19 protein-coding genes are annotated in these 26,470 nt (G+C 72.9%); 10 read left to right on the top strand and 9 right to left on the bottom strand.

Annotation, left to right across the window (positions count from 1 at the left end; genetic code table 11):
• Positions 1 to 57 precede the first annotated feature (57 nt).
• Positions 58 to 1,971, bottom strand: a complete 1,914-nt coding sequence (locus tag ACQPZP_RS30990; protein WP_433473250.1) for a hypothetical protein — start codon at positions 1,969 to 1,971, stop codon at positions 58 to 60.
• A gap of 268 nt (positions 1,972 to 2,239) precedes the next feature.
• On the bottom strand, positions 2,240 to 2,830 hold the full coding sequence (locus ACQPZP_RS30985; protein ID WP_433462911.1) for a YbhB/YbcL family Raf kinase inhibitor-like protein: 591 nt from the start codon (positions 2,828 to 2,830) through the stop codon (positions 2,240 to 2,242).
• 390 nt (positions 2,831 to 3,220) lie between these two features.
• Here ACQPZP_RS30985 and ACQPZP_RS30980 point away from each other — a divergent pair, with 390 nt between their 5' ends.
• Entirely contained in the window at positions 3,221 to 4,594 is a 1,374-nt protein-coding gene (locus tag ACQPZP_RS30980; RefSeq protein ID WP_433473249.1) for an NAD(P)/FAD-dependent oxidoreductase, read from the top strand.
• Positions 4,595 to 4,667: 73 nt separating this feature from the next.
• Positions 4,668 to 7,919, top strand: a complete 3,252-nt coding sequence (locus ACQPZP_RS30975; RefSeq protein WP_433473248.1) for a BTAD domain-containing putative transcriptional regulator — start codon at positions 4,668 to 4,670, stop codon at positions 7,917 to 7,919.
• Positions 7,920 to 7,958: 39 nt separating this feature from the next.
• Here ACQPZP_RS30975 and ACQPZP_RS30970 read toward each other — a convergent pair whose 3' ends face one another.
• Positions 7,959 to 8,768 (bottom strand): ABC transporter permease, encoded by an 810-nt coding sequence (locus tag ACQPZP_RS30970; RefSeq protein WP_433473247.1) that lies wholly within the window; start codon positions 8,766 to 8,768, stop codon positions 7,959 to 7,961.
• Entirely contained in the window at positions 8,765 to 9,757 is a 993-nt protein-coding gene (locus tag ACQPZP_RS30965; RefSeq protein ID WP_433473246.1) for an ATP-binding cassette domain-containing protein, read from the bottom strand. Before ACQPZP_RS30965 ends, ACQPZP_RS30970 begins: the two co-directional genes overlap by 4 nt.
• A gap of 258 nt (positions 9,758 to 10,015) precedes the next feature.
• On the opposite strand from ACQPZP_RS30965, the gene ACQPZP_RS30960 reads away from it, so the two are divergent.
• Positions 10,016 to 10,576, top strand: coding sequence for a PH domain-containing protein (locus tag ACQPZP_RS30960; RefSeq protein WP_433473245.1), 561 nt, complete (start codon positions 10,016 to 10,018; stop codon positions 10,574 to 10,576).
• Positions 10,573 to 12,015 carry a PH domain-containing protein gene (locus ACQPZP_RS30955; protein ID WP_433473244.1) on the top strand — a complete coding sequence of 481 codons (1,443 nt, stop codon included), beginning with the start codon at positions 10,573 to 10,575 and terminating at the stop codon, positions 12,013 to 12,015. Before ACQPZP_RS30960 ends, ACQPZP_RS30955 begins: the two co-directional genes overlap by 4 nt.
• Here the strand turns inward: ACQPZP_RS30955 and sepH are convergent.
• Positions 11,987 to 13,981 carry a septation protein SepH gene (gene sepH, locus ACQPZP_RS30950; RefSeq protein ID WP_433473243.1) on the bottom strand — a complete coding sequence of 665 codons (1,995 nt, stop codon included), beginning with the start codon at positions 13,979 to 13,981 and terminating at the stop codon, positions 11,987 to 11,989. The two genes, ACQPZP_RS30955 and sepH, sit on opposite strands and share 29 nt — an antisense overlap.
• A gap of 339 nt (positions 13,982 to 14,320) precedes the next feature.
• On the bottom strand, positions 14,321 to 15,631 hold the full coding sequence (locus ACQPZP_RS30945) for a D-arabinono-1,4-lactone oxidase (protein WP_433473242.1): 1,311 nt from the start codon (positions 15,629 to 15,631) through the stop codon (positions 14,321 to 14,323).
• A gap of 142 nt (positions 15,632 to 15,773) precedes the next feature.
• Between ACQPZP_RS30945 and ACQPZP_RS30940 the strand changes: the two genes are divergently transcribed.
• Genes ACQPZP_RS30940 through ACQPZP_RS30930 form a run of 3 tightly spaced genes read left to right on the top strand, consistent with a single transcriptional unit; the run spans position 15,774 to position 18,700 of the window.
• The gene (locus ACQPZP_RS30940; RefSeq protein ID WP_433473241.1) at positions 15,774 to 16,946 is read left to right on the top strand and encodes a lytic transglycosylase domain-containing protein; all 1,173 of its coding nucleotides are present in this window, start codon (positions 15,774 to 15,776) and stop codon (positions 16,944 to 16,946) included.
• A 42-nt stretch (positions 16,947 to 16,988) separates the two neighbouring features.
• Positions 16,989 to 17,894, top strand: a complete 906-nt coding sequence (locus tag ACQPZP_RS30935; protein WP_433473240.1) for a ferrochelatase — start codon at positions 16,989 to 16,991, stop codon at positions 17,892 to 17,894.
• Positions 17,891 to 18,700 (top strand): inositol monophosphatase family protein, encoded by an 810-nt coding sequence (locus ACQPZP_RS30930; protein ID WP_433473239.1) that lies wholly within the window; start codon positions 17,891 to 17,893, stop codon positions 18,698 to 18,700. Before ACQPZP_RS30935 ends, ACQPZP_RS30930 begins: the two co-directional genes overlap by 4 nt.
• Positions 18,701 to 18,773: 73 nt before the next feature.
• Here the strand turns inward: ACQPZP_RS30930 and ACQPZP_RS30925 are convergent, their stop codons facing one another.
• Positions 18,774 to 18,950, bottom strand: coding sequence for a hypothetical protein (locus tag ACQPZP_RS30925; RefSeq protein ID WP_433473238.1), 177 nt, complete (start codon positions 18,948 to 18,950; stop codon positions 18,774 to 18,776).
• Between the two features lie 220 nt (positions 18,951 to 19,170).
• On the opposite strand from ACQPZP_RS30925, the gene ACQPZP_RS30920 reads away from it, so the two are divergent.
• Positions 19,171 to 19,824 carry a response regulator transcription factor gene (locus ACQPZP_RS30920; RefSeq protein WP_433473237.1) on the top strand — a complete coding sequence of 218 codons (654 nt, stop codon included), beginning with the start codon at positions 19,171 to 19,173 and terminating at the stop codon, positions 19,822 to 19,824.
• Positions 19,821 to 21,194 (top strand): sensor histidine kinase, encoded by a 1,374-nt coding sequence (locus ACQPZP_RS30915; protein ID WP_433473236.1) that lies wholly within the window; start codon positions 19,821 to 19,823, stop codon positions 21,192 to 21,194. Before ACQPZP_RS30920 ends, ACQPZP_RS30915 begins: the two co-directional genes overlap by 4 nt.
• A gap of 19 nt (positions 21,195 to 21,213) precedes the next feature.
• On the opposite strand, the gene ACQPZP_RS30910 is transcribed toward ACQPZP_RS30915, so the two are convergent.
• Both ACQPZP_RS30910 and ACQPZP_RS30905 read right to left on the bottom strand, forming a co-directional pair.
• Positions 21,214 to 24,003 carry an ABC transporter substrate-binding protein gene (locus tag ACQPZP_RS30910; RefSeq protein ID WP_433473235.1) on the bottom strand — a complete coding sequence of 930 codons (2,790 nt, stop codon included), beginning with the start codon at positions 24,001 to 24,003 and terminating at the stop codon, positions 21,214 to 21,216.
• The gene (locus ACQPZP_RS30905) at positions 24,000 to 25,664 is read right to left on the bottom strand and encodes a serine/threonine protein kinase (protein WP_433473234.1); all 1,665 of its coding nucleotides are present in this window, start codon (positions 25,662 to 25,664) and stop codon (positions 24,000 to 24,002) included. Before ACQPZP_RS30905 ends, ACQPZP_RS30910 begins: the two co-directional genes overlap by 4 nt.
• A 504-nt stretch (positions 25,665 to 26,168) precedes the next feature.
• Between ACQPZP_RS30905 and ACQPZP_RS30900 the strand changes: the two genes are divergently transcribed.
• Positions 26,169 to 26,465: a DUF4193 domain-containing protein gene (locus ACQPZP_RS30900; protein WP_021593594.1), complete on the top strand. Its 297-nt coding sequence runs from the start codon at positions 26,169 to 26,171 to the stop codon at positions 26,463 to 26,465.
• The last annotated feature ends 5 nt before the right edge of the window (positions 26,466 to 26,470 follow it).

Genomic DNA, 26,470 nt, shown 5'->3' with positions numbered 1-26,470 from the left:
CCGACCACGAACCCGGCTGTTCAACAAACCCCCACCACAGGACTTGTTGAACAGGCCTTAGCGGCGGTAGTTCTCCCAGTCGTCGGTGGGCTGTTGCGAACCGTACTGGGGGTTGTCGTTCGGCGGCCCGCCCTGCTGGTAGCCGCCCGGCTGCTGCGTGCCGCCGAGGTAGCCGGGGCCGTAGGCCTGGGTGGCGTTCGGGTCGCCGTAGCCGCCGGGAGCACCCTGGTCGGGGGGCGCGGACAGCGGGTCGCCGCCGTTGTAGCTGCTGCCGCTGAAGTCGCCGTAGGCCCCGGCGCCGCCCGGACCCGTTCCCGGACCGGTGCCCGGACCCTGGCCGCCCTCCGCGCCGCCGAACCCGCCGAAGGGCTCGCGGCCGCCACCGAGCGGGTCGTCGTAGCGCGGCGACTCGCCGTACGCCGGGGCCGTCGGATAGCCGTCGCCCGGCTGGCCCTGCCCGTACCCGGAGGACGTCCCGATCCCGGAGTCGTAGCCCGGGCCGGACCCGATGCCCGAGTCGTACCCGCCGCCCTGCCCGCCGGACGGCGCCGGCCACGGACCGGTGTTCCCGGTGCCCTGCGGACCCGGTGAGCTAGGCGCGCCCGGCGCGTTCGTCCCGTAGGAGCCGGTGCCGAGCGGGTCGCCCAGCGGGTCGTTGAGGGAGCCGCCGTAGGAGCCGCCCGTGTCGGACGCGGGCGGGGGCGCCGACCGCTGCCGGTCGGACTGGATGCGCTGGAGAAGCTCGTCCACGGTCGGGAGCTTGTGGCCGTCGGTGTCCGACCCCCCGCCGGGGCCGGCGTGCGCGGCCGGTGCCATGGGAGCCGCGGGAGCCGGCGGGGTGACAGGGGGAGCGGGCGGTGCGGACGGCTCGTCGGGGCGGCCGATCGGCAGCCCGAGCGGGTCGGACACCCGCGGGTCGCCGCCGCCGAGCGGCCCGCCGGGGCCGGACGAGCCGAGCGGCATGTCGAAGTCCGGGCGGGCCGGCGGCGGGCCCGCGGCGGCCGGCCGGCCGCCGCCCAGCGGATCCGAGCCGTAGTCGCCGTAGGACGGCTCCTGGGAGCCGTACTGCGGCTGCTGGTCGGGCACGCCGTACTGGTCCTGCCCGCCGTAGGACGGGTCGCCGGGGCCGTAGTCGGCCGCGCCGTACGCGGGCTGTGGCTCCTGCCCGCCGTACGCCGGCTGGTCGGGCATGCCCGGGCCGCCGTAGGGAGCCTGCGGGGCGCCCGGTATGCCGGAACCGCCCGGCCCGGCGAGGTCGGCCGGGATCGGGTCGAGCGAGGTCGCGCCCGGGTCGTTGCCGGAGAACGGGTCGTTGCCCGGGAACGGGGAGCCGCCCTGGAATCCGGCGGGACCGGAGGGCATCTGCTGCGGGCCCGTCCCGAGACCGTTGAGGACGGTGCCGTCGGCGCCCAGCGACACGGGCTGGGTGAGGCCCGGCGGCTCGACCGCCGGCTGCTCGGGCGGGGGAGCCTGCGCGTTCAGCGGATCGGCGGCGGGGTCCGGCTCCGGGCGCTGGCCGTCATTGTCGTGCTGCCAGGGGAACTTGGGCTTGTCAAAGGTGATCGTCGCCCAGTAGTCGTCGTCCTCCATCTCGTCGGACGCCTGGCCGGGGGGCGGAGGCGGCGGCGCCTGGGGAGCCGGCGGCGCCTGCGGGGGCGGGGCGGTGGGAGCGGCGAGCGGGCCGCCGCCGGCGACGCGGCGGTCGACGGCGGGCTCGGGCGCGCGGTCATAGCCGCCCTCGTCATACCCGTCGTTGTAACCGTCGTTGTATCCCGGGCCGTACTCGTCCGGGCCGCCGCCCATCGGCTCCTGCGGTGGGGCTCCACGGCGGCCGCGCGGCTGCTTCGGCTCGTCGTCCATCCAGTCGTCGTCGTCGCGTCCCGCCCTGCTGGCCCGCAGGCCCAGGGCCACGAGGACGACCACCAGGACCACGACCACAATGAGGCCGAAGACCACGATGTAAGAAGTCATGCCACCACCCAATGCCTTGGCCCGGCGAGAGTCGCCAGCGCGGACCGCGGGTCCGTCCCGATTGTCGCCAGCGACCGGATTGTCACGGGCCTCCGCCGCCTCGGCTCAGCTCGATTCTCTCCGACCGCTATGACCGTTGTCACACCCTTCGCGCACATTTACCCTCACACGGCGAGTGCCGATCGGCAAACCTCGCCGACCCGCACACCCCTGTCAGCTCCGGTCCCCGGAGGCGTTCGCCCTGACCCTGTGCTCACAGGCCCCACGGTCAACGCGCCCGCTCGCCGCCGAAGTTCCCGGTGATCCGTCCGCGTCCCACCGTGTGCTCGGCGATGGCGGGGAGCGAGTCCTTCAGTTCTGCGCCGTTCTGGAACGGTGCCGGATCGTCCAGCGCGTAGATGGTGAACCGGTACCGGTGCTTCTTTCCCTTGGGCGGGCACGGGGGCGCGTAGCCCGCCTTCTTCCTGCCTGTGGTCAACCCTTCGACGGTCCTGTCCAGCCGGGCACCTTCGACGATCTCGTTCACCGTCCCGTCGATGCCCGCGATCACCCAATGGACGCGGGCGCCGCCGGAGGCGTCCGGGTCGTCCACGACGATCGCGAACGATCTGGTCCCGGCCGGCGTGCCCGACCAACGGAGGGGCGGGGTCTTTCCCTGTCCGCCAGGGTACGTCGAACAGCCGTACCGCGGGGGCAAGTCGCCGCCATCCCGGAAGACCGGGCTGGTCACCGTGAACCACTCCGACAGTTCGGCGCTCTTGTTCTGCGGTGCGCCGATCAGGCCGCAGCCGCTCAGGGCCCCGGCGAGCGCGAGGGCCCCCGCCGCGGCCGCGATCGGACGCCGGTCTCTGCTCATCATCGATACGCTCCCGGGCGAGATCGTACGCCGCGCGCCGCCGGATCGCCGTCATCTCGGCCCCGCATCTCGGCCGCGTGCGTCCCGCCGCCGGCGCCCCCTTCCTCGTCCGCCCCAACCTTAGGGCTTTCCCGGGGGTGGAACGGGCCGTTCGCCCGGCCTCGGGCCCGGCCGGCCCCGCCGGGGGCACTGTGACGTTCGTCATGCGTGCTTTGCCGCGTTCCAGCCGAAAATTAGCGAAGGAGTGGCGGGTTTCACACCCGATCTAGCGCTCTGGTTTGCCAGAAGCGGAAGTTTCGTCGTTCTTTCGTGGTTATCGATTGGTGTCGAGTGCGGTCGATGAGCTAGCTTGTGAATGTCTTCACAAGCCGACCGTGACATTGGAGGGCCGCAATGGCCAGGACCGCCGAGGGGACCCCTGGCGCTCCCCACATCCTCATCGTGGGTGGCGGCTATGTGGGCATGTACACCGCCCTGCGCCTGCAGAAGAAGCTGAAGCGCGAGCTCAGGCGGGGCGAGGTGAAGGTCACCGTCGTGGACCCCAACTCGTACATGACGTACCAGCCGTTCCTTCCCGAGGCCGCCGCCGGGAACATCTCCCCGCGGCACGTCGTCGTCCCGCTGCGCCGGGTGCTGCCGAAGTGCACCGTCCGCAAGGCGCGGGTCACCGAGCTGAACCACGACGAGCGATGGGCCATCGTCCAGCCGCTGGCCGGGCCGCCGGAGCGGATCTCCTACGACTACCTGGTCATGGCGGCCGGCGCGGTGCCGCGGCTGCTGCCGATCCCCGGGCTCGCCGAGCACGGCATCAGCCTGAAGACGGTCGGCGAGGCCATCCACCTGCGCAACCACGTGCTGGAGCAGCTGGAGATCGCCGAGTCGACCGACGATGTGGAGCTGCGCCGCAAGGCGCTGACCTTCGTGTTCGTCGGCGGCGGGTTCGCCGGCGTCGAGGCGGTCGCCGAGCTCGAGGACATGACCCGCGACGCGACGAAGTACATGCGCAAGGTCACCCCGCAGGACCTGCGGTTCGTGCTGGTCGAGGCCACCGACCGGATCCTGCCGGAGGTCGGCCCGGACATGGGCAAGTGGACCGCCGAGCAGCTGCGCGGCCGCGGCATCGCGGTGAAGATGGGCACCTACCTGGAGTCGGCGGTGGACGGGCAGATCGAGCTGTCGGACGGCAGCCGCTTCCCGGCCGGGACGCTGGTGTGGAACGCGGGCGTGAAGCCGTCCCCGGTCGTCCGGCACGGCGACCTCCCGGTGGACGAGCGGGGCCGCGTGAAGGGCACCGAGTACCTCACCATCGAGGGCCTGGTCCGCGCCTTCACCGCGGGCGACAACGCCGCGATCCCGGACCTCACCCAGGACGGCATGTTCTGCCCGCCGAACGCCCAGCACGCGGTCCGCCAGGCCAAGGTGCTCGGCGACAACATCGTCCGGTCGCTGCGCGGCAAGGCCCTCAAGCCCTACGTGCACGGCAACCTCGGCACCGTCGCCGGGCTCGGCCTCCACAAGGGCGTGGCGAACCCCCTGGGCATCAAGCTCAAGGGCTGGCCCGCGTGGTTCTTCCACCGCAGCTACCACGGTGCGATGGTCCCGACCTTCAACCGGAAGATCCGCGTCATCGCGGACTGGACGCTCGCGCTGTTCCTCAAGCGCGAGACCATCTCACTCGCCACCATCGAGCAGCCGCGCGCCGACTTCGAGCTGGCGGCGCTCGACGACGCGAGGGCGAAGGCCAAGGCCACCGAGTCCGCGGCCTGATCCACGGCACCACGACGCCCCGGCGGTCCCCGCGACCGCCGGGGCGTCGCCCGTTCTGGGGGAGAATCGGGGTGTGCGGATCGGGATACTGGGGCCCCTGGAGGTGCGGGCGGACGACGGCGCGCCCGTCGCGGTCGGGGGCGCGCGGCTGCGGGTCCTGCTGACGCGGCTCGCGCTCGACCCGGGCACGGTGATCCCGGCCGAGCGGATCATCGACGCGCTCTGGGAGGACGAGGTGCCGCGCGGCGCGCCGAACGCGCTGCAGTCGCTCGTGTCGAGGCTGCGCACCGCGATCGGACGCGACGCGATCGAGTCGCGGCCCGGCGCGTACCGGCTCGCCCTGCCTCCCGAGGCGGTCGATGCCCATGACTTCGAGGCGCGGGTGCGCGCCGCGCGCCGCGCCGCCTCCCCGGAGGCGCGGTCGGCCGGGTTCGGTGCGGCGCTCGCCCTCTGGCGCGGCCCGGCGCTCGCCGACGCGGCCGGGCTGCGCTTCGCGGAGGCGCCCGCCGCGCGCCTGGACTCACTCCGCCGCACCGCGCTGGAGGAGCGGCTCGACGCCGGACTGGCGCTCGGCCGCCACGCCGAGCTGATCCCCGAACTGCGGGCCCTCGCCGCCGGCGATCCGCTGCACGAACCGGTGATCGCCCTGCTGATGCGCGCCCTCTATGCGGCCGGGCGTCAGGCGGAGGCCCTCGCCCTGTACGAGGACGCCAGGCGAGCCCTGGAGGAGGGGCTCGGCGCCGACCCGTCACCCGAACTGGAGGCCGTCTACCTGTCGGTGCTCCGGCACGACGCGTCGCTCCGGCCGGAGGCGGCACCGCCCGAGCCCCCGTCGAAGGGCAACCTGCCCGCCCGGCTGACCAGCTTCATCGGTCGCGACGCCGACCTCCGCCAGGTGGACGAGATGCTGTCGCGGACCAGGCTCGTCACGCTGACCGGGCCCGGCGGCTCGGGCAAGAGCCGGCTGTCGCTGGAGTCGGCCGGGCGGCTGGCCGGCCGGATGCCGGGCGGCGCCTGGCTCGTCGAGCTGGCCCCGGTCACCGACCCGGCCGACGTCCCGGCCGCGGTCCTCACCGCGCTCGGGCTCCGCGAGATGGGCCTGATCACCGCCGGGCACACCCCGGACCCGGCCGGCCGGCTCGTCTCGGCGCTGTCGGAAAGGCGGCTGCTGCTCCTGCTGGACAACTGCGAGCACCTGCTGGACGCCGCGGCCCGGCTCGCCGAGGCTGTGCTGGAGCGCTGCCCCGGCGTCCGGATCCTCGCGACCAGCCGGGAACCGCTCGGCATCACCGGGGAGACGCTCTGGCCGGTGGAGCCGCTGGAGCGGCCGGCGCCGTCCGCGGGCCCGCAGGAGGCGCTGGCCTGCCCGGCCGTCCGGCTGTTCGCCGACCGCGCCGCCGCGGTCTCGCCGCAATTCGAGGTCACCGGGGCCAACGCCGCGTCGATCGTCCGGATCTGCCGGGCGCTGGACGGGATGCCGCTGGCGATCGAGCTGGCCGCCGCCCGGCTCCGCGCGATGACACCGGAGCAGGTCGCCGTCCGGCTCGGTCTGCTGCGGGGAGACGCCCCGGAAGGGCAGGCCGAACCGGCTCCCTCCGCTGCGCCGGAGCTCCGCTCCGGGAACCGGTTCGCGCTGCTCAGCTCGGGCAGCCGCACCGCCATGCCCCGCCACAGGACGCTCCGGGCCGTCGTCGAGTGGAGCTGGGACCTCCTGGACGAGCCCGAACGCGCGCTCTGGCGCCGCATCGCCGTCTTCCCCGGCGGCGCGACCGCGGAGGCCGCCGAGTCGGTGTGCGCCGGGCCCGGCCTGGACCCCGCCGGGATCCTGGACGTCCTCGCCGCGCTCGTCGACAAGTCGCTGCTGACCGTCACCGGCACGGGCGGCGAGCCCCGCTACCGGATGCTGGAGACGATCCGCGCCTACGGTCTCGAACGGCTCGCCGAGTCCGGCGAGGAGGCCGCGGTCAGGCGGGCGCACGCCGAGCACTTCGTCCGGCTGGCGGAGGACGCCGAACCGCACCTGACCCGCGCCGGCCAGCTTCCCTGGCTGCGGCGCCTGACCGCCGAGCAGGACAACACGTCCGCCGCGCTGCGCTGGACGATCTCCGCCGGGGACGCGCCGCTCGCGATGCGGCTCTGCGCGGCGCTCGGCTGGTACTGGTTCCTGCACGGCCGGCTCGGCGACGGTGCCGACGCCCTGGAGGAGATCCTCGCCCTGCCCGGCGTCCCCGACGATCAGGTCACCGCCCGGGCCCTGGCGCTCGGCGCCCTGGCCTCGCTGGACGGCCGGCGCGGTGACCGCGTCCCGGCCTGGCTCGCCCGCGCCCAGGACATCTGCGCCGGCCTCGACCGCACGTCCCTGCACCCGGTGCTGCGGCTGATGCTCGAAACCACGCAGATGTACGAGGTCGGCTGGGACAGCCCGTCCATTCTGGGCAGCGACGCCCTGCTCGTGGACCCCGACCCGTGGGTGCGGGGGATCGGATACTTCGTCCACGGTCAGATCGCGCACAACTTCGGCCGGCTCGGCGCGATCGAGGCCGACTTCGCGCGGGCGCTCGCCGCCTTCCGCGAGTCCGGAGACCGCTGGGGCCTGTCGTTCACGCTCACCTCGCAGGCCGAGGTCCTCGGCCGCCACGGCGACCACTCCGGCTCCGCCGCCCTCTACGAGGAGGCGCTCCGGCTGGACGCGGAACTCGGCGGCGGAACCGCCGGGCTCCTGCACGTCCGCATGAAGCTGGCGAACGAACTCGACCTGATGGGCGAGCGAGACCGGGCCGAGGCCATGCTCCACGCCGCCCTGCGCGACCCCGACGGCATCCGCGGGCAGGAGGAGACCGTCGCGCTCCACTATCAGCTCGGCGAGCTCGCCCGCCGCTCCGGCGACACGGCCGAGGCCCTGCGCCGCCTGTCGCACGCGGACGAACTCACCGAGAACCTTTCAGATCCGCCGCACTTCCGCGCCATGGTCCTCTGCGCCCGCGCCCAGCTGGACATGGCGTTGGGCGCGATGGGCGAGGCGACCGCGCGCCTGGACGAAGCGCTGCGCTGCGCCGTCCAGGCCCGCGACTACCCGATCGTCTCGCAGGTCCTGGCCGGCCACGCCGAACGTGCGCGCGTCCTCGGCGACCCCGTCCGTGCCGCCGAACTCCTCGGCACGGCCGACGCCCTGCGCGGCACCCGCGACCTCTCCCTGGCCGACGCCCTGGCCATCGAGGCGGCCACCCGCGCCGACCTGGGCGAAGCCCCCTTCACCACCGCCTACACCCGAGGCCAGACCCGAACCTTCGAAGACATCCTCAAAGACTTCGCCCTCTCCCTGTGACGGGGTTCCAGGGGGTCGCCCCGACGCCCTGCTGGGAGATCACGCCCGCTGTTTGAAGGCGCGGAGGGAGAGGGGGGCGAACACCAGGGAGATGCCGACGCCCCAGGCCAGCGCGACCGCGGCGTGTTCGAGGACGGGGCCGCCGACCAGCAGGCCGCGCATCGCCTCCACCAGCTGGGTGACGGGGCTGTTGTCCATGACGAAGGCCAGCCAGCCGGGGATGCCCCGGGTGTTCGGGATGAACGCCGTGCTGAGGAAGCTCAGCGGGAAGATCACCACGAAGCCGAAGATCTGCACCTTCTCCGGCTCGCTGACCTTCATCGCGATGAAGACCGACGTCCAGGAGAACAGGATCGCGAAGGTCAGCAGGAGGATGAACGCGGTCAGCAGCGCCAGCACGTTCGTCTCGATCCGGAAGCCGATGGCGAACCCGACCAGCAGCAGGATCATCATCGACCACGCCTGCTTGACGGTGTCGGCGATGATCCGCCCGGCGAGCGGGGCGCTGCGCGCGATCGGCAGGCTGCGGAACCGGTCGAACACGCCCTTGGTGATGTCGGTGTTCAGCCCGAAACCGGTGCTCATCCCGGCGAACAGCGCGTTCTGCGCGATGATGCCGGGGATGACGACCGGCAGGTACTTCTCGACGCTGCCGGTCATCGCCGGGCCGAACACGTAGGCGAACAGCAGCACGAACATGATGGGCTGGATGGACAGGTCCAGCAGCTCCATCGGGTTGTGCTTGATCTGCACCAGATTGCGCCAGGCCAGCGTGATCGTGTTGCGCACGGCCGTGGCCGGGGCGATCCGCTTGGACAGGCCCTCCGGTGCGAACGTCGCGGTGGTCATGCGGACGCCTCTTCCTTGTCGGCCGCCTGGGCGAGTTCGTCCGCCTCGGCGTCGATGTCGTCGGTGTGGTGGCCGGTGAGGGCGAAGAACACCTCGTCCAGGCTGGACTTGCGCAGCGACAGCTCGCCGACGGCGACGCCCGCGTCGTCGAGGCGGCGGACCACGGCGGGCATCAGCTGCGGGTCGGTGATGGGCGCGCTGACCAGGTCGTCGCGGACCTCCGGGACGGCCTCGGCGAGCTCGCCGACGATCTTCGCGACGGTCTGCACGTCCGTGGCGTTGACCGGCCTGACCTCCAGCACCTGCCCGCCGACCTGCGCCTTCAGCACGTCGGACGTGCCGTGCGCGATGGCCTGGCCGCGGTCGATGACGATGATGTCGTCGGCCAGCTGGTCGGCCTCCTCCAGGTACTGCGTGGTGAGCAGGACGGTGACGCCGTCGTCGGTCAGGCCGCGGACGATGTCCCAGAGGCCGTTGCGGCTGCGCGGGTCGAGGCCCGTGGTCGGCTCGTCCAGGAACAGGATCTGCGGACGTCCGACGAGGCTCGCCGCCAGGTCGAGACGGCGCCGCATGCCGCCCGAGTACGTCTTGGCCGCGCGCTCGGCGGCCTCGGTGAGCTGGAACCGTTCGAGCAGTTCGGCGGCCCGCGCCTTGGAGGCGCCGCGGGAGATCCCGAGCAGCCGTCCGATGAGGACGAGGTTCTCGGTGCCGGTGAGCATCTCGTCGACCCCGGCGTACTGGCCGGTCAGGCCGATCAGCTGGCGCACCTTGTGCGCGTCCTTCACCACGTCGAACCCGCCGACCCGGGCGGTGCCGCCGGTCGGCTCGATCAGCGTGGCGAGGATCCGGGTCATGGTCGTCTTGCCCGCGCCGTTGGGCCCGAGGACGCCGAGAACCGTTCCGGGGTCGGCGGTGAGGGAGACCCCGGCCAGCGCCTGGGTCTCACCGAAGCGCTTCTCCAGGCCGTCGGCCTGGATCGCGTAGGTCATGTGATCTCCTAGGTACTCGGTGCCGGACGTCTGTGTCCCTCTGACCGAGGAACCAGCCAAAATATGCGGTGTCCGGGCGATGCGCATCCAGTTTTTCCGCCGCCCTCGGCACTGCGCCGCCGGGGACGAGAGACGCGTTCCCACCATCGCAGCCGCCACTGACAAAACGCCGGCGGTCCCGCGATCGTGCCGCCGGTTCCGGCCGGTCCCGGCCCGCGTGGCGGCGGGGGAGGGCCCGCGGCGTTCTAAACTCGCGGTGTGACGTCGGTGCGGCGCAGTCGCCAGCTGGACGGCGGGGGGCCGCACCCGCCGCGTCTGCGGCCGCCCGCACACCGTGTCTCGCCCCGCGCCATCGCGCATTGGGTGATCGAATACCTGCTGGTGTGGGGGCTCGCGTTCGGTCTCTCCCTCGGCGTGGCCGCCTGGGTCGGCGACTCCGGCTGGGACGCGCTGCCCGGCTGGCTGACCGGCCGGGTCGGCTGGCTGCCCTACGTCGTCGGCATCGCGGGACTGCTGATGGTGACCGTCGCGCCCGTGTGGCGTTACCGCGTCCACCGCTGGGAGGTCAGCGCCGACGTCGTCTACACCCGGACGGGCTGGTTCAGCCGCGAGTGGCTGCTGGTGCCCGTGGGGCGCATCCAGACCGTCGACAGCAAGCAGGGCTGGATCGAGCGGATGCTGGGTCTCGCCACCATCGAGGTCAACACGGCCTCCCACACCGGCTCCTCGGAGGTGTCCGGCCTGCCCGTGGACGTCGCGACCCGCCTCGCCGAAGACCTCGCGCACCGTGCGCACGACCTCCGCGACGACGCCACGTGAACCTCCGGCTGCATCCCCTCACGTTCGTCGTCGGCGCCGTCCGGGAACTCGTCGCCCTGCTCGCCGCCGGCGCCACGGGCCTTCTCGTCGGCGGGATGTCCACGGCGTTCTACTTCACGCTCGTGGGGCTGGCCTTCGGGCTGCTCTTCCACGTCGCCAACTGGGTGACGTTCACCTACGTCCTCCATGACGACCGCATAGAACTGCGGCGCGCGCTCATAGGACGGTCGGTCAAGAGCATCCCGCGCGACCGGATCCGGGGTGTGGACATCAGTTCCTCCCTTCCGCACAGGCTGCTCGGGCTGGCGATCGTCCACATCGACGCCGGCGCGGACGGAGGGGAGGGCGAACTCAACGCGGTCTCCCGCCACGAGGCCGAGCGGCTCCGCCGCGTCCTGCTCACCCGGGACGCGCCCGCTCCGCCGCAGCGCGTCCTCGGGCGCATGCGGCGACGCTGGTACGTGTACGCCCCGCTCAGCGGCGCCTACCTGCTGACGCCCTTCGCGCTGGCGGGCAGCCTCCTAGGGACGGTCTACAACCTCGGCGACGACCTCGGCCTCATCACGAGGGAACGGGTGGAGAACCTCGGCCACGACGTCGTGGGCCTGCCCACCGCGCTGGTCCTCGCGCTGGTCATCCTGACGCTGGTCGCCATGCCGGTCATGTCGGTGATCGCCTTCACCCTCTTCAACTGGGACTTCACCGTCCACGAGCGGGACGGCTCCGTCGTCGCCGAGCGCGGGCTCGTCACCCGCCGGAGCGTCTCCCTCGAACGCCGCCGGCTGCGCGGCGTCGAACTCACCGACAACCCCTTCGAGCGGATGGCGGGCGTCACCCGTCTCGGCGCGCTCATCACCGGTCTCGGGGACGCGGCTCATCGCGGCCGTCTCCTGCCCGCCTCACCCCGCGCGGTCGCCGAGGCCCTCGCCGCGCGCGTCGCGGGCAACGTGCCGGGGCCGCTGACCGCTCACCCGCGGGCCGCGCGGAGCCGCCGCGTCGCGCGTGCGGTGGCGCCCCCGGCCGGCATCGCGGTCCTGGCGATCATCGCGGGCCAGCCCTTGGTCGCCTACGTGTTCGCGGCCTTCGCCGTCCTGGCGGTCCCGCTCGGGCTGGACCGCTACCGCCAGCTGGGCCACGCCACCGACGGGGAGCGCCTGAGCGTCCGCTCCGGTTCGCTGCGACGCCGGCAGGTCGTCGTCGAGCACAGCGCCATCGTCGGCTGGCGGATCCGCCGGACCCTCTTCCAGCGGAGGCTCGGCCTGGCCACCCTCTTCGCCGCCGTCGGCGCGGGCGACGGCGGCTACCCGGCGGCGGACATGTCCGAGGAGGACGCGGTGGCCCTCGCCACCGCCATCACCCCCGACTGGCTGACGCCGTTCCTGGACGGCCCGCCCGCCCCGGAGTCCGCGGCTATTCGGGACGCCGGGCGCCGAACATGATCTCGTCCCAGGACGGGACGGAAGCGCGCTTGCCCTTCGCCTTGCGCCGCCGCGCCGGCCGCTGCGGAGCCGCCGGTTCCCCGCTCGCCGCCGCGGGCGAGCCGGTGGCGGGCTTGTCCTGAGCGGCGGGCATGGCCGGACGGCTCGCCGGCTTCTTCTTGGCCGGCGGGCGCGGCGCCTGCCGCTGAGCCGCCGGCCTGCCCTCGCCCGGCTCCCGCGGGCCGGCCGGCGCACCGGCACCGGAGTCCGCGGCGGCCTCCGTCCCCTCGTCGGGGCGCGGGCCGCCGGCTTCGGCCTCCGGCCGGGTGGCGGCCGCCGCCGGGAGCTCCGCGTCGGACTCGGCCGGCCCGCTCTCCTCGCCGGCGACCTCGTCCGCATCGACGGCCTGCGGCGCCTCAGCCTCCTGCACCGTCTCGACCGGTTCGCCGGCACCGACCGCTTGGGCGGTCTCGCGCCGGCTCTCGCGGACCTCGCCGGTCTCCTGCTCCGACGGCGTGCCAGGTGCCTCTGCGGCCTCGTCGGAATCGGTCATCTCTCCGGGATGAGCGGCACCGCTGACTTCTGTGGCCTCGCCCACCTGGATACGGCCGCTTTCCCGCGCCGCATCGCGAACCTCCGCCGCGTCATATGCCTGGGAGGTGTCGCGAAGCCGAGAGGTTTCGTGTGCGTCGGAGGCGTCGCCCTCTTGCGCATCGTCGCGTGCTTGTGACGCATTGCGCGGCTGTGCGGCTTCGCCTGCCGGGAACCCGTCCAGCTCCTGCGATGCCTCGGACGCCTCCGCGGCCTCGTGCGGTTCCACGTCGCGTGGTTCGGACGTGTCGCGCAGCTCCACGGCAGCGCGGGACTGCGCGTCTTCGCGCGGCTGGGAGCCCTCGTGGGACTGCGCCGTCTCGTGCCCTCTGGCCACCTCGCGCTGCTGTGCGTTCTCCTGCGTCCGGGACGCGTCGCGTGCCGGTGGCGCGCTGCGCGGCTGTGCGGCTTCGCGGAGCTGAGCGGTCTCGCGCGGCTCGGATGTGCCGCCGGGTCGGGCGGCTTCGGAGGCGTGGGGCTCACTGGGGCGGGGCACACTCGCCGGGGCGGTCGCGCGTCCCTCGGTGCCCGCACCGGGCGCGCCCGTCTCCCGAGGAAGGTCGGTCGCGCGGGGCTGGGCGGCCTCGCGCAGGGGGGCGGCCTCGGACGCCTCGCGGAAGGCGGGGCGGGGGTCGGCCATGCGGCCGCGGTCGACGAGGTACTCGCGGGGCTCCGCGGCGCGGAGCGGCCCGGGGGCGCCGGGCTGCTCGGGCTCGGCGGGGAGGCCGCGGGCGGGCACGTCGCGGTCGCTGGAGACGACCTTCATGGCGGGACGGCGCGGAACGAGCGGGGTCACGGTGTCGGAGAGGGCGTCGTCGTCCCATTCGACGGCGGTGAGCCGGGCGGCGATCTCGTCCAGCGGGGAGACGTGCCGGCGGCGCGGGTCGAAGGTCCACTCGGCGGCGTGCGGGCGGCCGCCCTCGAAGAAGGACAGCCGGACGCGCCAGGTGTTGTCCTCGCACTTCCAGGAGTCCCACTCGACCTCTTCGAGGTCGACGCCGCCGCGGCCGAGGCGTTCCTCGACGGTCTCGCCGAGCGGCGGGCCCGGGGTGGAATCGCCGGGGCGGCGGACGGCGACGCGCTGCGCCTGCTGGGCCATGTATTCGCGTTCCTGCAGGACCGGGCCCTCGAACCAGCGGACCCGTTCGACCGGGATGCCCGCCGACTCGGCGATCTCCTCCGCGGTCTCCCCGGACCGGATGCGGGCCTGGATCTCCTTGGGGCGCAAGGGACTCTCCACTTCGATCTCGAACTGGCCGAGGCGGGAGAAGTGCCCACGGACCGCGGCGCGGAGCCGGTCGTCGACGGGCAGGGTGAACCGGGTGCCTCGGCCCGCGGTGGCCAGGACGAGGTACGTACCGTCCTCGCTGACCGCGACGAGGCGCAGCTCCTGCATGCGTGTCCTTCCTGCCCTGTCCATATGGCACGGAGGACGCCGGACCGCACCGACCGTGCTCTCAACGGTCGGCCGTCCGATGCCCACCGAGGGCGCATGCGTGCCCTTCCCCCGGGTTCCCGAGTCTCTCTTTCGGACACACCTGCTGCCAGCACCGTACCCGGCATGTCCGAACATCGCCGCTCTCGAAGCCCCCTTCACGAGGTCGAAGGGGGCACCTGCCCAAGCTTGCCGGTGTCGCGACCGGCGAGGGGTCGCCCTGCCCGATTCTTGTGCATCCTTTTCCACACCGTGCCTCGGGGGGTGGAACGGGGCCGCCGTGCTTGACGCTGCGGGCCCCTACTCGCCGAAGACCTGCCTCGTGTACGGGTTGGCGAAGCGGCGGTCCGGGTCGAGCCGGTCGCGCAGGGCGAGAAAGTCGCCGAACCTCGGATACGCCTTCTCCAGATACTCGGCGTCGCGGGTGTGCAGCTTGCCCCAGTGGGGGCGGCCGCCGAGCGTGGTCAGGAGTTCCTCGACGCCGCGGAAGTAGTCGTCGTGCGGGTCGCGGTGATACACGTGCACGGCGATGAACGCGCTCTGGCGCCCGTGCGCCATGGACAGCCACGCGTCCTCACGGGGGAGCAGCCGGACCTCGATGGGGAAGCTGATCCGCCAGTCCCTCTTGACGAACAGGGAGCGGAGCTCACGCAACGCGGGGACGAGTTCCTCGCGCGGGATCGCGTACTCCTGCTCCTTGAAGCGGACCGTTCGCGGGCTGGTGAAGACCTTGTACGAGGTGTCGCTGTAGCTGCGGGCACCGAGCGCCTTGGCGGAGATGCCGTTCACGAAGGGCGTCGTGGCCGGGGCCAGGTGGGTGACCTTGTTGACGGCTTCGAAGACCGTGTTGGACAGGAACCTGTCGTCCAGCCAGTGCCTGAACGTGGACAGCGGCTGGGTGGGACCCTCGACGCGGTTGTTGCGCTTGGTCAGGCAGCCCTCGGTGTGCGGGAACCAGTAGAACTCGAAGTGCTCGTTGGCGGCGTCGAACTCGTCCACGCGCGCGAGGACCTCGTCCCACTTCATCGGCTCCTCCTGCGCACGCAGGACGAACGCCGGGACGGTCTGCCAGGTGATGGCGGTGACGATGCCGAGCGCGCCGAGTCCCGCGCGGGCCGCGTCGAACAGGTCGGGACGTTCTTCCCGCGAGCACGTGACGATCGTGCCGTCCGCCAGGACGAGTTCCAGGGCGGCGACTTGGGAGACGAGCCCGGCGGCGTCGCGTCCGGTGCCGTGAGTGGCGGTCTGCAGGGCGCCCGCGACGGTCTGCTCCTGGATGTCGCCCATGTTGGCCAGCGCGAGACCGTGCTCGTCCAGGACGCGGTTGAGCGCGTGCAGCGGGAGCCCCGCCTCGACGGTGACGAGCCCGCTCGCCGTGTCCACGGAGCGGACCGCGGTGAGCGCGGTGGGACGGAGCAGGACGCCCTCGGCGACGGCGGCGCCGGTGAAGGAGTGTCCTGTGCCGGTCATGCGGACCGTGAGGCCGTCGCCGGCGGCCGACCGGACGGCCGCTGCCACCTCTCCGGCGGTGCGCGGTGTCGCGACGCGGCGCGGCGTGGCCTGCTGGTTTCCCGCCCAGTTCTGCCACTTCTGGTTCGTCACGGGGGACATGCGGTGACTCTACTCAGGATTCGATCGTGAGGAAAGTTCACGTTTTTTGATGGCCGGGCACGGGGCACAGATCCGGCGATACCGTACGATCCGGTAACCACGGCAGGGTAACCGTCCGTAGCGATACTCGTTGGGAAATGGTGTGGCTCCTCCTTCAGCACCGCGCACCGGGACGCGGCCGGGCAGGCGGCGGGGCGGCCGGGCGCTGCCGTTCCTCGCCGGCGGCATCGCCGTGCTCGCCGTCGCCAGCACCTCCGGTGGCGTCTACGCGGCGCTGACGACGCAGAAGGCGGAGCCCGCGGCGTCGGACACGCCGCAGGAGGCGCCGCCCAGCGTGCCGGGCGATCCGGTCAACGTGGCCACCGGCGGCCAGGTCGCGCCGCTGCGCCGCGTCGTGCCGCCGGACGTGCTCGCGGTCGGCACCGGCTCGATCCCCGCCGCCAAGATCAAGCGGATAGCCCGGCTCGGCCGGGTCAAGGACGTGATGGCGGTCGCCGGGGGCGCCGTCCAGCTCCAGGGCCGCCAGGTGAACGCGTTCGCCGTGGACCCGTCGGCCTTCCGATCGTGGACGCCGCCCGGGACGGCGAAGAACACCGGCCTCTGGGAGGCGCTGGCGGGGGACCGGTTCGTGGTGTCGCCGGCCGCCGCGGAGCAGCTCCAGCTCACTCGCGGTTACCAGTACCCGGTGGTGGGCCGGACGATGCCGAGGCTGACGATGGGCGGCTCCGGACCCCTCGGCCTGCCCGGCATCGACATGCTCGTCAGCGGGAAGTCCGGCGGCGAGATGGGCCTCGTGCCCAACGTGGCGCTCCTCGTCAACGCGCCCGGGGTGAGCCCGGCCAAGGTCGTGAAGGCCGTCGGCAAGGTCCTCGGCTCCGGCACGAGCGTGCTGAACCTGCACGACGGCAAGTACCAGACGCCCGCCGACGGCGGCCGTCCGGGAAGTTATCTGGACCTGTACAAGCAGGCGGCCACCAGCTGCCCGGGCCTGTCCTGGACGGTGCTCGCCGCGATCGGCCAGGTCGAGAGCGACCACGGGCGCAACGCCGGCCTCTCCAGCGCGGGCGCCCTCGGCCCGATGCAGTTCCTGCCCTCGACGTGGAAGTCGTTCGGTGTGGACGGCGACAGGGACGGCAAGGCCGACATCATGAACCCCTACGACGCCATCCCGGGAGCGGCCAAATACCTGTGCTCGAACGGCGCGGGAAGAGGCGGCAAACAGCTCTACACCGCGATATGGCGCTACAACCACGCGGACTGGTACGTCCAGAAGGTCCTCAACCTGGCCCGGGCCTACCAGGCCCGCTACGACTAGACCCTTGACCGGGCGGCGGGCGGGGGCTGGTTGGATGGGGGCATGACGTCCTACGACGCGTTGCTTCTGCTGTCCTTCGGGGGGCCGGAGGGGCCCGAGGACGTGATCCCGTTCCTGGAGAACGTCACCCGCGGCCGGAACATCCCCAGGGAACGCCTGGAGAAGGTCGGGGAGCACTACCACCTCTTCGGCGGGGTCAGCCCGATCAACCAGCTGTGCCGGGATCTCAAGTCCGCGATCGAATCCGACCTCGCGGCCCACGGCGTGGACCTGCCCGTGTACTGGGGCAACCGGAACTGGACTCCGTACCTAGCCGACACCGTCCGGCAGATGAAGGAGGACGGGATCCGGCGCGCGGCCGCGTTCGTCACGTCCGCGTACAGCGGTTACTCCACGAACGACCAGTACCTCAACGACATCGCGCGTGCGCGTGAAGAGGTCCCGGGCGCTCCCGAGATCGACAAGCTGCCCGTCTACTGTGACCGGCCCGGCTTCGTCGACCCGTTCGTGGACGCGGCGAAGGACGCGCTGAGCCGCCTCCCGGACGGCGCGCGGCTGGTCTTCACCGCGCACAGCGTGCCGCTTTCCCAGCCCAACCGCGAGCTGTACGTCGCAGAGCTGGAGAAGGCCGCTGAGACGGTCGCGCGGAAGGCCTCCGGCGAGTCGTGGGATCTCGTCTACCAGAGCCGGAGCGGACCTCCGAGCCAGCCGTGGCTGGAACCGCAGATCACCGACCACCTGGAGAAACTGCACGGCGAAGGCGTACGCGCCGTCGCGGTCGTGCCGATCGGCTTCGTCTCCGACCACATGGAGGTCAAGTACGACCTCGACGTCGAGGCCGCGGGACGGGCGGCCGAACTCGGGCTCGCGTTCGCGCGGGCCGCCACGCCCGGAACCGACCCGCGCTTCGCCGCGCTGCCCCGCCACCTTCTGGAAGAGAGTTCATGAGTCTGGACGAGGAACTGCTGGAACTGGCCGCGGCGACCGTCCGCGAGGCCGGCCGGATGCTGATCGACGAGCGCCCGGCGGACGGCCCGGACGTCGTCCAGACCAAGTCGTCCCCGACCGATGTCGTCACCCAGATGGACCGGGCCGCCGAGCAGCTGATCATCGAGCGGATCCGGGCGGTCCGCCCCGACGACGGCTTCCTCGGCGAGGAGGGCGGCACCCGGGCCGGGGGCAGCGGCGTCCGCTGGGTGGTCGACCCGATCGACGGGACCGTGAACTACCTCTACGACCTGCCCGACTGGGCGGTCAGCATCGCCGCCGAGGTGGACGGCGAGGTCGTCGCCGGCGCCATCGGGATACCGCGCCGCGGCGAGTCGTACACGGCGGTGCGCGGCGGCGGCGCCTTCCAGCACACCGCGTCCGGCACGCGCCGGCTGCGCGTGAACGAGCACGTGCCGCTCGGCAGGGCGCTCGTGTCCACCGGGTTCGGCTACGCGGCGGGACGGCGGGCCCGGCAGGCGGAGGTCCTCACCGGGGTGCTGCCGAACATCCGCGACATCAGGCGGGGCGGCTCCTGCTGCGTGGACCTGTGCTCCCTCGCGGCCGGGCGGGCCGACGCCTACTACGAGCGCGGCGTCCAGGCGTGGGACATCGCCGCCGGCGGGCTGATCGTCCAGGAGGCGGGCGGGCGCGTCGAGGGCCTGCACGGGACGGCCCCGGGACCGGAGCTGACCATCGCCGCCGGACCGGGCACCTTCGAGGCCCTGCACGACCTCCTGGCGCCCCTGGACCCGGCCAGAGACTGAAGGGAAACGGGGAGCCCGGGACGGGAGTGGTCCCGGGCTCCCCGTTTCGGGTCGCGCCACGCGATAAGGCGGGTCAGTCGCAGCGGGGTGGTTCGACGCCGATGTCGTTGTTCGCTGCGATCCGGCGCAGATCGTTGATCTCCTCCTGGCGAATGTCCGCCAGGTAGCTGTCGCCGTCTGCGTGGGCGCTCCGCAGCGACGCGTACGCGTCGTCGAGCCGCTGCTGGATCATGCGTGACAACTCGCCCATAGGCCTCCTCCCGGATCCTGCCCAGGCCTACCCAGACCTAGGCTGGAGATAAACCTGTCCACCGATGCAATTTTCGCGGATTCTTGCGTCCGCAAGGTACCGGTCCAGGCGTACAACGAGCGGAACAGCTGCTTACGGGCGTCTTACGGCTCCCATGGCATATGTGAAGCGGGCATGTAGGAAGCCCGGGGCGGCGTGCCCCGGCGAGGAGGGGGACCCTGTGCGTGTTCTAGTCGTCGAGGACGAGCGTGTGCTCGCCGACGCGATCGCCACCGGCCTGCGCAGGGAGACGCTGGCCGTGGACGTGGCCTACGACGGCGCGGGCGCGCTGGAGCGGGCCGGCGTCAACGAGTACGACGTGATCGTGCTCGACCGGGACCTGCCCAAGGTCCACGGCGACGACGTCTGCAAGCAGCTCGTCGCCCTGCGCTACCCGGCGCGGATCATCATGCTGACGGCGGCCGGTGAGCTGGACGACCGGGTCGAGGGCCTGTCCATCGGCGCCGACGACTACCTGGCCAAGCCGTTCGCGTTCGCCGAGCTGATCGCCCGGGTGCGGGCCCTCGGCCGGCGCGCCGCCGCGCCGCTGCCGCCCGTCCTGGAGCGCGCCGGGATCACCCTCGACCCGGCCCGCCGCGAGGTCGCCCGGGACGGCCGCCCGGTCGAGCTGACCCGCAAGGAGTTCGCGGTGCTGGAGGTGCTGCTCAGCGCGGACGGAGCCGTCGTCAGCTCCGAGCACCTCCTGGAGAAGGCATGGGACGAGCACATCGACCCGTTCACCAACGTCGTCCGGGTCACGATGATGACGCTGCGCAAGAAGCTCGGCGACCCCCCGGTGATCGAGACCGTGCCCGGAGTGGGATACCGCCTGTGACCGAGGAATCCGTACCCCAGAACCGCCCGGACGGGCCGGACGCGAACGCGGCCGCGCCGGGACCGGCGATCGGCGACACCGGCGCCGGCACCACGGGCGAGAACGGCGTCCAGGCGACCCAGCCGACGGCCCTCCCCGGCGACGGCGCGAGCAACGGCGCGAGCAACGGCGAGGCGGGCGGGGCCCGGCGGAGCGGCCGGTGGCGGCGCCCCGGCCCGCAGCAGGTCCCGCAGCCGTACCCGGCCGCGACGGGCATGTGGCGCGGGACGATGCCCGGCCGGATGAGCGTGCGGCTGCGCCTCACCCTCCTGTACGGGCTGCTGTTCTTCATGGCCGGCGCGCTCCTGCTGTTCGTGATGTCGGTGCTGGTGGCCAACATCCTCGGCAACGTCAAGGTGATCGGCTTCGGCATCTCCGACTCGGAGGCGGCCGAGCTGCAGCGCCAGTTCGTCGAGCAGACGATGAAGCAGCTGGTCGGGCGGTCGCTGCTCGCGCTCGGCGGGGTGGGGGTCATCACCCTGGTGCTCGGCTGGTTCGTCGCCGACCGCGCGCTCGGCCCGCTGCAGCGGGTCACCACCACCGCGCGCCGGCTGTCGGAGAGCACCCTGCACGAGCGGATCGCGCTGGAGGGCCCGGACGACGAGATCAAGGAGCTGGCCGACACCTTCGACGCGATGCTGGAGCGGCTCGGCCAGGCGTTCGACTCGCAGCGCCGGTTCGTCGCGAACGCCTCGCACGAGCTGCGCACCCCGCTCGCGATCAACCGGACGCTGCTGGAGGTGGCGCTCGGCGACCCCGAGGTGTCGGACGACCTGCGCGCCGTCGGCCGGACGCTGCTGGCGACCAACGCCCGGCACGAGCGGCTCATCGAGGGGCTCCTGCTGCTGGCCCGCAGCGAGCGGGAGCTGACCACCCGCACGCCGGTCGACCTGGCCGAGGTGGCGGCGGCGGTGCTGGAGCAGTCCGCCCGCCGCGACCACGACAACGACGTGGCCGTCCACCCGGAGCTGACTCCGGGGGCCGCGCTCGGCGACCCGGTCCTGCTGGAGCACCTGGTCTCCAACCTCGTCGAGAACTCGATCAAGCACAACGCCGAAGACGGCGGCGAGCTGTGGATCCGCACCGGCATGCTGGAGGGCTACGCCACCGTCCAGGTCGAGAACACCGGTCCCGTCGTGCCCGCCTACGAGGTGGAGCGGCTGTTCGAGCCGTTCCGGCGGCTGAACGCCGACCGGGTCGAGTCGTCCAAGGGCGCGGGCCTCGGCCTGTCGATCGTCCGCTCGGTGGTCCTGGCGCACCGCGGCGCCGTGTACGCGGCGCCGCGCCCGGGCGGCGGGCTGATCGTCACCGTCCGCCTCCCGCCGGGCTGACCGGCCGCGACCGCCTCCCTTATTTGAGGGCGGCGGTCGCCACGGTCGGGTCGCCGTCGTAGTCCATCCCGAGCCCGGTGTACCTGCCGGGCCGGGCGGCGGCGACACGGCCGTCGTTCAGGAGCGGGATGACGGCCAGGTCGCTCAGCGCCAGCTTCTCGGCCTGCTGGAACGCGACGGTGCGGCCGCCGGGCGACGTGTTCTTGAGGGCGCCGGACATCAGCCCGTCGAAACTGGCGTTCTTCCACTTGCCCAGGTTGTAGAAGGGGTCCGTGCTGCCCGTCGAGCCGCCGCCCAGGAGCGGCCACAGCATCGTGTAAGCCCCCGGGTAGTCGGGGCCGTAGGGGAGGAAGGCCAGCCCGGACGCGTCGCCGGAGGTGACCTCGTCGCGGTACTTCGTGAAGTCGGCGATCGGATACGCCTTCATCTCGACCTGCAGACCGAGCACCGACTTCAGTTGCGCGCTGACGACCTCGGCGAGGCGCTGGTCGACGGGCGACTGCCGGAAGTAGATCCGGATCGCCGTGCCCGTCTTGAGCCCGGCCTGTGTGGCGAGCGTCTTCGCCTTGTCCGGATCCGTCTTGTCGCAGGACGGGCAGGGCCCGGGCTTGCCGAACCCGGGGATCGGCACCGGGACGATCCCGTGCGCCGGCTTGGAGAAGCCGCCGAGCCTCGCGCTGAGCTGGGCACGGTCGATGGCGTAGGAGACGGCCTCCCGCGCCTCCCGCGACTTCATCGGGCCCCTGGCCGTGATCGGGACGAGCATCCTGGTGAACGGCACGGGGCGGGAGACGAGGCCGGTCCTCGAAGTCGACGACAGCAGCTCGGTGCCCACCGTGTACCAGTCCACCTCGCCGGCCGTGTACGCGGCGCGCCCCTTGGCGTCGTCGCTGCTGAGCATGACGGTGACGCCGTCCAGCTTGGCCTTGCCGAACGCCCAGGAGTCGTTGCGGACGAGCGAGACCGACGCGTCCTTGCGGTAGTCCTTCAGCGTGAACGGCCCGTTGCCGACGGGACGGGTGTTGAACGTCGTGTTGTCCGCCCTGCCCGCCTCCCGCGGTACGGGCATGAACACCGGCTCCGACAGCCGCGCCCCGAAGTCGCAGTTGGGCTGGGTCAGGCTCACCTCGAAGGCGGTGCCCGACACCACCTTGACCCCCGGCAGATTTCCGGTCCCGTCGTCCGGCGCCGAGGGGTATCCCTCGATGTCGTTCATCAGGTAGGACGCAGGGCCGTCCTTCGCCGCCGCGCTGCGCGCCCAGCCGCGGGCGAACGCCTGCGCGTCGACGGGCTCGCCGTTGCCGAAGGACGTGCCGCTCTTGATCGTGATGGTCCAGCGCCGGCATTCCGCGTCCGGCTTGATCCCGGTGGCGAGGCGGTTGCGCGCGGCGCCGTCGGGGCCGACCTCGGTGAGGCCGGTGAACAGCTGCTTGGTGAGGAACCGCTCGGTGCCGCCGTAGGCGTGCGACGGGTCGATCTCGCCGTCCGTGGTGGTCGGTGCGGACATCGCCATCGGCAGCGTCCCGCCGATCCGCCCGCGCGCGGTGGTCGTGTCGCCTTCGCCGTTCCCGCGGAACTGGACCCAGGCCAGAGCGGCGGCGAGCGTCAGCACGGCCAGCCCGGCGCCGCCCACGCTCGCGAGCACCCCGATGCCCCGCCCACCGCCCTTGCCTCCGGTCCCGCCCGGGTGGGTGAGGCCGCCGCCCGGACCGGACGGCCAGGTGGACCCGCCGTTTCCGTTGTGCGGCGGGACGGGAGGGGACCACGCGGCCCCGGGCGCCATCCCGGGCATGTTCCCGCCCGGAGGCGGAGGCCCCGGGAGCGGAACGCCGGGCACGGGCCCGCCGGGCATCTGCGGCGGCGTGTTCGGCCCGGGCGGAAACGGCGAGGGCGCCCCCAGGGCGCGCAGCCGTGCGGACTCCATGGCCGCCGTCTGGGCGCCCTGCGTCAGCATCACGGCGGCCTCGCCGTCCTCCGGGGCGCCCGGCTGCGGCAGGCTCCCCGCCAGCTCCAGCAGGTGCGCGAGGACCTGCTGGGACGCGGGACGCAGCGCCGGGTCCTTGCTGAGGCAGTTCGCCACGATCCCGCGCAGCGGCTCGGGAAGGGCGCCGAGATCCGGCGCCATGTTGAGGATGCGGTGCATGACCGCGGGGATCGAGTCCTGCCCGAACGCCGGGCGCGCGGTGGCCGCGTACACCATCGTCGCGCCCCAGGAGAACACGTCCGCCGCCGGCCCGACCCGCGACCCGGAGATCTGCTCGGGCGCCATATAGGCGGGCGTGCCGACGGCCGTGCTCGACATCGTCCCGGTCGCGTCCAGCGCCCGGGCGATGCCGAAGTCGATCACCCGCGGGCCGTCCGGCGCGAGCAGCACGTTGGCGGGCTTGAAGTCGCGGTGCACGACCCCCGCCTGGTGGATCGCGGCGAGCGCCGTCATCGTGCCGATCGCCAGCCGGTCCAGGTCGGCGCCCCGCCGAGGGCCCTCCGCGGACAGCACCTGCGACAGCGGCGGGCCGTCGATGTACTCGCTGACGATGTACGGGCGGTCGCCCTCGACGTCGGAGTCCAGGACGCGGGCCGTGCAGAACGCCGACACGCGCTTGGCGACGTCGACCTCGGCCGCGAACCGGGACCTGGCCTTCGGGTCGCCGCTGAAGCGCGCGTGCAGCAGCTTCACGGCGACCCGGTGGCCCGGCTCGTCCTCCCCGAGGTAGACGGCACCCTGACCGCCCTCCCCGAGGAGGCCGGTCAGCCGGTAAGCGCCCAGCCGGGACGGGTCGCCCTCACGGAGAGGGGCGACGTCCGTCATGACTTGGACACGGTCCCGTACGCCGTCGGGCTCGGGTCGGACTGGACGGTGCGCCACTCCCACCGCATCGAGACGCCGGACGAGGGAATGAACGTCACGTAGCCGGCCGCGCACTCCTTCGGATCCATGCCCGCGAAGGGGGTCTCCCGGTACTCGACCTTCGAGCTGCTCTCGTCACCGGAGATCAGCGAGAGCCGCGTGTAGCACGTCGACTGGGATCCGGACGGGTAGGTGTAGGTCGCGACGCCGCTGGAGTACAGCAGGGAGAACTTGGCGTTGAACGAGGTGTGGCCGGCGCCGGCGCCCGGCTGGTTCCCGGTGCCCGTGAAGTTCCCGAGCAGCCCGCCGGTCGTCGACGTCGTCGGCGTCTCGCTCGGCGTGTAGGTGTTCGGCGGGGTGTAGGGAGGCGTCGGCGGGTCGTCGTCGCTGTTGGCGCCGATGATGGCGAGCACCACGACCACAAGGATCACGATCAGCGCCAGCGCGCCGCAGCCGATCGCGATGATCGGCCCGGCGGAGCTGGACCGCTTCGGCGGCCCGTACCCCGGCCCCGGCGGGATCGGCTGCTGCATCGGCGCCCGCGGCTGCGTCTGCGGCGGGGGCGGCATCGCCGCGCCCTGGTACATCGGCATCGGCGGCGGCGTGATCGGCTGCGGCGGCGGCGTGGCCGGGCCCATCCCGCCCTGGTGCAGCGGCATGGGCGGCGGGGTGACCGGCTGCTGCTGCGGCTGGGGCCGCGGCGCCGGCGGCACCGGGGGCGGCGGCGGAAGCTGCGAGGCGATCCGGGTGCCCTGGTTGAGCAGTTCCTCCTGGCCGCCGCCCTGGCCGGCCGGCGCGGCGCCGACGTGGCCGAGGAGGTTCAGCAGCAGCTGCGGGGCCGGCGGGCGCAGGCCCGCGTCCTTGGACAGGCAGCGTCCGACCAGGTCGCGCAGCGGCCCCGCGGGCAGCGCGGACAGGTCGGGCTCCTCGTTGAGGATCCGGTTGATGATGACCGGCAGCGTGTCGGCCTCGAACGGCGACTGCCCGGTGGCGGCGAACACCATGGTCGCGCCCCAGGCGAAGATGTCCACGGCCGGCGTCAGCGGCGCGCCGGTGAGCTGCTCGGGCGCCAGGTAGCCGGGCGTGCCCACCACCATGCCGGTGGCGGTGACGGCGCTCTCCTGCGAGTTGACCGTCCGGGCGATACCGAAGTCGACGACGCGCGGGCCGTCCGAGGCCAGCATGACGTTGTTCGGCTTGAAGTCGCGGTGCACGATGCCGGCCTCGTGGATGGCCGCGAGCGCGGTCACCGTGCCGATCGCGAGCCGTTCCAGCTCGGCGGCGCCGCGCGGCCCGTCGTGCGCGACCACGTCGTGCAGCGAGGGCCCGTCGATGAACTCGCTGACGACGTAGGGCTGGTCGCCCTGGACGTCGGCCTCCAGCACCCGGGCCGTGCAGAAGGGCTCGACCTTCTGCGCCGCCGCCACCTCGCGGGTGAACCGGGCACGCGCGGCCGGATCGTTGGCCATCTGCGCGTGCAGCAGCTTGACCGCGACGTACTCTCCTCCGGGCGCCTTGCCCAGGAAGACGGCGCCCTGACCGCCGGCCCCCAGCCGTCCGATGACCTCGTACTGTCCGAGTGCCCTAGGATCGCCCGGCTCCAGCGGAGCGGCATCCGGCATCTGACCCTCCAGTGACCCGCAGTGATGTCTGCGACATTGTGCGCGGGACCCGCCCCGGGGTCTCGCGCCGGCGATCGCCGGGCTGCCCCCGCAGGGGGCCCGCCCCCCAACCTCAGGCGGGCACGATATCGCGTTAGTTCAGACGTTTCACCGAAGCGTCTGGTTCGGTGTTCCGGTAGCCGGATCAGGCCGTCCCGCCGCGCCGGGCCGGTCGGCGCGCGGAACGCCCCCGGGACCGATATGATCCCCGCCGCCGCGGGATCCCCGGCAGGCGTCCCGGCCCCCGGACCAGGGCCGTGACATCCGCCGGGTATGTGACGGAAGACACAGTACGAGGAAGGATCCGGGTGATGGGTGTCACTCGTGGGAACGGTCGCGCCTCGTGTGTCGCAGGTCACCAACCGTGACAGAATTTCCGGCCCGGATCGGGCACAAGAACGGTCCCCCGAGCGTTAGATCCGCGCGACGGGGCGCATAAAGCACTGAGGGGGATGGAGATAGAAGATGGCGACCGACTACGACAGCCCACGCAAGACAGACGACGACCTGAGCGAGGACAGCCTCCAGGAGCTCCAGGCCCGGCGGGCCGACAAGGCCGCCAGCATCATCGACGAGGACCTGGACGCCGGTGAGGTCGCCGAGCTGCCCGGCGCCGACCTGTCGAACGAGGAGCTCACCTTCCGGGTGGTTCCGCGGCAGGCCGACGAGTTCACCTGCACGCGCTGCTTCCTGGTGCACCACCGCAGCCAGCTGGCCACCGAGAAGAACGGCCGGCCGATCTGCCGCGAGTGCGCCGCCTGACCGGG

It is taken from the genome of Spirillospora sp. CA-142024 (assembly GCF_050942325.1).
Classification (GTDB): Bacteria; Actinomycetota; Actinomycetes; order Streptosporangiales; family Streptosporangiaceae; genus Spirillospora.
Note: the sequence above shows the minus strand (reverse complement) of the source record. Positions and strands in the feature narration are given on the sequence as shown.